Genomic DNA, 5,198 nt, shown 5'->3' on the forward strand with positions numbered 1-5,198 from the left:
CCGAACAGGTCCCAGAACACAGTCGGCGCGGCCGCCAGATTGAGAGTCAGGTTCATCGATGCGGCCCGCGCCAGCATCTTCTCATTGGGGGCGCCGATCATGGCGATGCCGCTGAGGTCGCCCTTCACGTCGGCCGCGAACACCGGGACCCCGGCGTCCGACAGGCCCTGGGCCAATATCTGCAAGGTGACGGTCTTGCCGGTCCCCGTCGCCCCCGCCACCAATCCGTGGCGGTTGGTGCGGTCGAGCCGCAACAGCTCCGGTTGCTCTGAGAAACCGATCAGGACGTCTTCGGACATAGGCCGCTCCGCAAACTAGCTCACCCGGCGAAGCTAACCGCACCATGGTCCGGCTTCCACCGCTGTTCCTCGAACGAAAGATGATTGCCGAATATCGCCGCTCGGAGATCGCGTTACGTCGTTCTTTAGACAATCCTTGGCATGGACACTCCCATTACCCCGCGAACCAGGGTAGGGATGGCCAAAATTGACGTAGCCCGCTCCCGCGCTGACAGTCGCTGGTGAACCGAGGCTGCAAGAAGAACCAATGTCCGTCCGTGCTCTAGAGTCCAACACCACCCGCGTCTCGCTCGTCATCCTCGCGGTGATAGCGTCAGGCGCCGCACTTTTCTGGCTGCGCGGCATACTGACGCCCCTGGCGCTGGCCGTCTTCCTGGCGGTCATGGTCGATGGGTTCGCCCGGATGATCCGTACACGCCTGCCCTGGGTCACCGAGCGTGCGGCCCTGCCGATGGCGATCGTGCTGTCGGTGCTGCTGTTCGGCATTTCGACCTTCGTGATCGCCGAGAACGCCAGCACGTTCATTAGCCAACTCGTCGCCTACACCCCACGACTGAACGGCCTCATCGCCCAGGTCGCGGGCATGGTGGACGTCCCGGTTCCGCCCACGGTGAACGAGTTGTTCGCCCAGTTGAATCTCGGCTCCTATCTGGCGAACGCCGCCAAGGGCCTCCAGGGCTTCGCCACCGACGCCTTCTTCATCCTGATCTATCTGGGCTTCATCATCGCCTCGCGCCGAGGCTTCCAGCGCAAGGTCGTGCGCCTGTTTCCGCACAGCGCCGAACGCCACGAGGCGACCCAGGCGTTCCGACGCATTCGCGACGGCGTCGAGAGCTATCTGTGGGTGCAGACGGTGACCGGCCTTATCATCGCGGTCTCATCCTGGCTCGCCATGTGGGCCATCGGGCTCGACAACGCGATATTCTGGGCCTTCCTGATCTTCATGGCGTCCTACATCCCGGTGATCGGGGGCGCGGTAGGCATCCTGGCGCCGCCAATCTTCGCCCTGATCCAGTTCCCCACCTTCTGGCCGGCGCTCATTCTGCTCGGGGTGCTGCAGGCGATCCAGTTCGTGGTCGGCAACATCATCCTGCCGCGCATGCAGGGCAACACCTTGAACATGGACCCCGTGGTCGTCCTACTCAGCCTGGCGTTCTGGGGCGCGATCTGGGGCATGGCCGGCATGTTCCTGTCGACGCCGCTGACCGTGATGGCGATGGTCATCCTGGCCCAGTTCAACGGCTCGCGTTGGTTGGCGATCCTGATGTCAGCCGACGGTCAGCCGGAAAACCAGCCTGACGCGCACCACGAAAAGCCGGCGGTGCAACCACGCGCCTCAACGTCACGCAAGCGTGAACCCAAAGTCTGAAAACCAGGGCCTTCAAGTTGTTCGTTTCCTACCTATCTACAGTCCGTTCGGGCATCGCCCGAAACATAGGCGGCCCGGGCGTTAGCCAGGGTCGCCGCGAGCCCCCCGCGCTCCGCCTGCCCCCCCCAGGTGGAGCCACGCGCCGCCGGACTCTCTCCTCCGGCGGCGTTCTCGCGTCCGGACGTCAGCTCGGAGCCCAATCATGACCAAACGCCCCAAGATGACCGCGGCTCAGCGCGGCCTGGTCTCGGCCTTCGCCGAACTCACGGGCGACGAGAGCTCCGCCGCCCACGCCTTCATCGCCCAGGCGGCCGACGACGCGGCGCCGGACGAACTGCCCGAAATTCCGACCAAGGCGCTCGCCGCCCTGCTGGCCGACTTCTGGGCCTTCGCGGCGAACCGCCGGGGTGATCTGCCGGTTATCCGCCTCGCCCCTATCGAAGGCGCGCCGGGCCTGGAGCGGCTTGAGATCCTGCAGGACGACGCGCCGTTCCTGGTCGACAGCGTCATGGGTGAGATCGCCGATCAGGGCCTGTCGGTCCGCTCGATGTTCCATCCCGTCGTCGAGGTCGCCCGCGACCGCAAGGGCACGCGCCTCGCCGACGGCGAAACTCGCCCGGAATCGATGATCCAAGTGATCCTGGAACGGGTCGGCTCCGACCGCGAGGCAGCGCTGGTCGCCGGCCTCCAGGCCGCCCTGGCCGACGTCCGGGCCGCCGTGGACGACTTCCCGGCCATGCTGGACCTGATGGCCCGCACGATCCATGAGCTGGAAACCTCGCCGATCAGCACCGGGCGTGACGAGAACGCCCAGTTCCTCGCCTGGCTGCGCGACGAGCACTTCGTCTATCTCGGCGCGCGGGTCTACGAGTACCCGCGCCTTAAGGACGGGGGCTATGCCGCCGAAGAGCCGTTGTTCCAGCCCGAGGACGGGCTGGGCGTGTTGCGCGATCCAGCCCGCACCGTGCTGCGCCGCACCTCCGAACCTGCAGTGCTCACCGCCCAAATGCAGGCGGGCCTGACCAACGACCCGGTCACGGTCGCCAAGTCCAACCTGCGCTCGCGCGTCCATCGCCGCGGCTACATGGACTATATCGGGGTCAAGCGTTACGGCGCGGACGGCAAGCCATCGGGCGAGATCCGTTTCGTTGGGCTGTTCACGGTCGAGGCCTATGACGAGCCGGCCTACGCCGTGCCGTTGATCCGCGCCAAGGTCGCCACGGTCCTGACCCGCGCGGGCAAGGCGCCCGGCAGCCACAATGAAAAGCGGCTGCGCAACATCCTGGAGACCTACCCCCGGGAAGAACTGTTCCAGGCCACCGAGGACGAGCTGCTGGCCACCGCGCTCGGCATCCTGCACCTCAACGACCGACCCCGGGTGCGGGTGTTCGAGCGGCGCGACCCCTTTGACCGCTTCGCCTCGGTGCTGCTGTTCGTGCCGCGTGAACGCTATGACTCCGACCTGCGCGCCCGCGCCGGCGAGATCCTGGCCGAGGCCTATGGCGGTCGCGTCACGGCCTATTATCCTAGCTTCTCGGGCAGCCCGCTGGCCCGGGTCCACTTCATCATCGGCTTTGAGCCCGGCGATCACCTTGAGCCCAACCTCAAGGCCGTCGAAGCTCAGATCACCCTAGCCTCGCGGACCTGGGACGACCGCTTCGCCGCCGCCGTCCGCGCTTCGGGCCGGGCGACCGCCGAGGTCGCCGACATGGTGTCACGCTACGCCGAGGCCTTCACCGCCGGCTATCGCGAGCGCTACGACGCCGAAGAGGCCCTGACCGACATCGCGCTCATCGAGAGCCTGGGCGCGAACGAGCCGATCCGCATCCGCGCGTTCCGCCGTCCCGCCGACTCCAAGACCCAGATGCGCTTCAAGCTCTATCGGCCAGGCTCGCCCGCGCCCTTGGCCGACGTGCTGCCGATCCTCGAGAACATGGGCCTCAAGGCCATGGTCGAGACCGGCTTCCCGGTGATGAGCGCCGGCGGCCGCCGAGTGTGGGTCCACGAGTTCGAACTCGACGACCAGCACGGCGAGCACCTGGTCTTCGCCGAGGTGAAGCAGGGCTTCGAGGACGCTTTCACCGCCGTCTGGACCGGCGACACCGAGAGCGACGGCTTCAACCGCCTTGTGCTCGAGCTGTCGATCTCCTGGCGCGAGGCGGCCCTGATACGGGCGCTGGCCCGTCACCGCCAGCAATCAGGGCTCGACCCTAGCCAGCGGGTCCAGGAAACCGCGCTGTCCAACCATCCGGGCGTCGCCCGGCTAATCCTCGATCTGTTCCGCACCAAGTTCGATCCGGCCATCAAGGCCGACCTCCCCACCCGCACGGCTCAGGCCGTCCAGGTCATGGACGAAATCGTCCAGGCGCTGCAGCAGGTCGACAGCCTGGACGACGACCGGGTCCTGCGCCGCATCGCTTTGCTGGTCGGGGCGATCAAGCGCACCAACTACTACCAAACCGACGCCCAGGGCCGAGCCAAGCCCTATATCAGCTTCAAGGTCGCGTCCGGCGAGTTGGCCGACCTGCCGCTGCCCAAGCCCTATCGCGAGATCTTCGTCTGGGCGACGCACATCGAGGGCGTCCACCTGCGCTTCGGGCCCGTCGCGCGCGGCGGCCTGCGCTGGTCCGATCGCCGCGACGACTTCCGCACCGAGGTGCTCGGCTTGGTGAAGGCCCAGCAGACCAAGAACGCGGTGATCGTGCCGGTCGGCTCCAAGGGCGGCTTCTATCCCAAGCAACTGCCCAAGGGCGGCGCCCCCGACGCGATGCGCGCCGAGGCGATCCGCGCCTACACGACCTTCCTGCAAGGCCTGCTGGACATCACCGATAACCTGACCGCCGACGGCGCGGTCGTGCATCCGCCCGGCGTGGTCATCCATGACGGCGACGACCCCTATCTGGTCGTCGCCGCCGACAAGGGCACCGCCACCTTCTCCGACATCGCCAACGGCATCGCCGAGTCCTACGGCTTCTGGCTGGGCGACGCCTTCGCCTCGGGTGGTTCGGCGGGCTACGACCACAAGGAAATGGGCATCACCGCCCGCGGCGCCTGGGAAGCGGTCAAGCGCCACTTCCGTGAGCTGGGCAAGGATATCCAGTCCGAGCCCTTCACCGTGGTCGGGGTCGGCGACATGTCGGGGGACGTGTTCGGCAACGGCATGCTGCTGTCGGAGCAGATCCGGCTGCAGGCCGCGTTCGACCACCGCCACATCTTCCTCGATCCGGCGCCGGACGTCGCGACGTCCTATGCCGAGCGCCAGCGGATGTTCGAGCTGCCGCGCTCGTCCTGGGACGACTACGACCGCAAGAAGATCTCCAAGGGCGGCGGGGTCTTCCCGCGCAGCCAGAAATCGATCCCGCTGAGCCGAGAGGTGAAGGCCATGCTGGGCGTCGAGGCCGACAGCCTGGCCCCGACCGAGCTGATAACCACGATCCTCAAGGCGCAAGCCGAGCTGCTCTACGTCGGCGGCATCGGCACCTATGTGAAGGCCCGTGGCGAGAGCAACGCCGAGGTCGGCGACAAGGCCA

The 5,198-nt window shown here is 66.9% G+C and carries 3 protein-coding genes; 2 read left to right on the forward strand and 1 reads right to left on the reverse strand.

Annotated elements, in window-relative coordinates:
• A partial coding sequence (locus Q7T84_RS06270) for a helicase HerA-like domain-containing protein (protein ID WP_304806894.1) occupies nt 1–299 on the reverse strand: 299 nt, incomplete at its 3' end.
• Nucleotides 300–546: 247 nt separating this feature from the next.
• Here Q7T84_RS06270 and Q7T84_RS06275 point away from each other — a divergent pair.
• Both Q7T84_RS06275 and Q7T84_RS06280 read left to right on the forward strand, forming a co-directional pair.
• Nucleotides 547–1,668: an AI-2E family transporter gene (locus Q7T84_RS06275; protein ID WP_304806895.1), complete on the forward strand. Its 1,122-nt coding sequence runs from the start codon at nt 547–549 to the stop codon at nt 1,666–1,668.
• Nucleotides 1,669–1,870: 202 nt separating this feature from the next.
• A partial coding sequence (locus tag Q7T84_RS06280; RefSeq protein ID WP_304806896.1) for an NAD-glutamate dehydrogenase domain-containing protein occupies nt 1,871–5,198 on the forward strand: 3,328 nt, incomplete at its 3' end.

Source organism: Phenylobacterium sp., from assembly GCF_030654915.1.
GTDB lineage: Bacteria > Pseudomonadota > Alphaproteobacteria > Caulobacterales > Caulobacteraceae > Phenylobacterium.

Excerpts from the sequence above, each read along its gene's own strand:
- Q7T84_RS06275 (WP_304806895.1), top strand. The coding sequence starts at position 547 with ATGTCCGTCCGTGCTCTAGAGTCCAACACCACCCGCGTCTCGCTCGTC.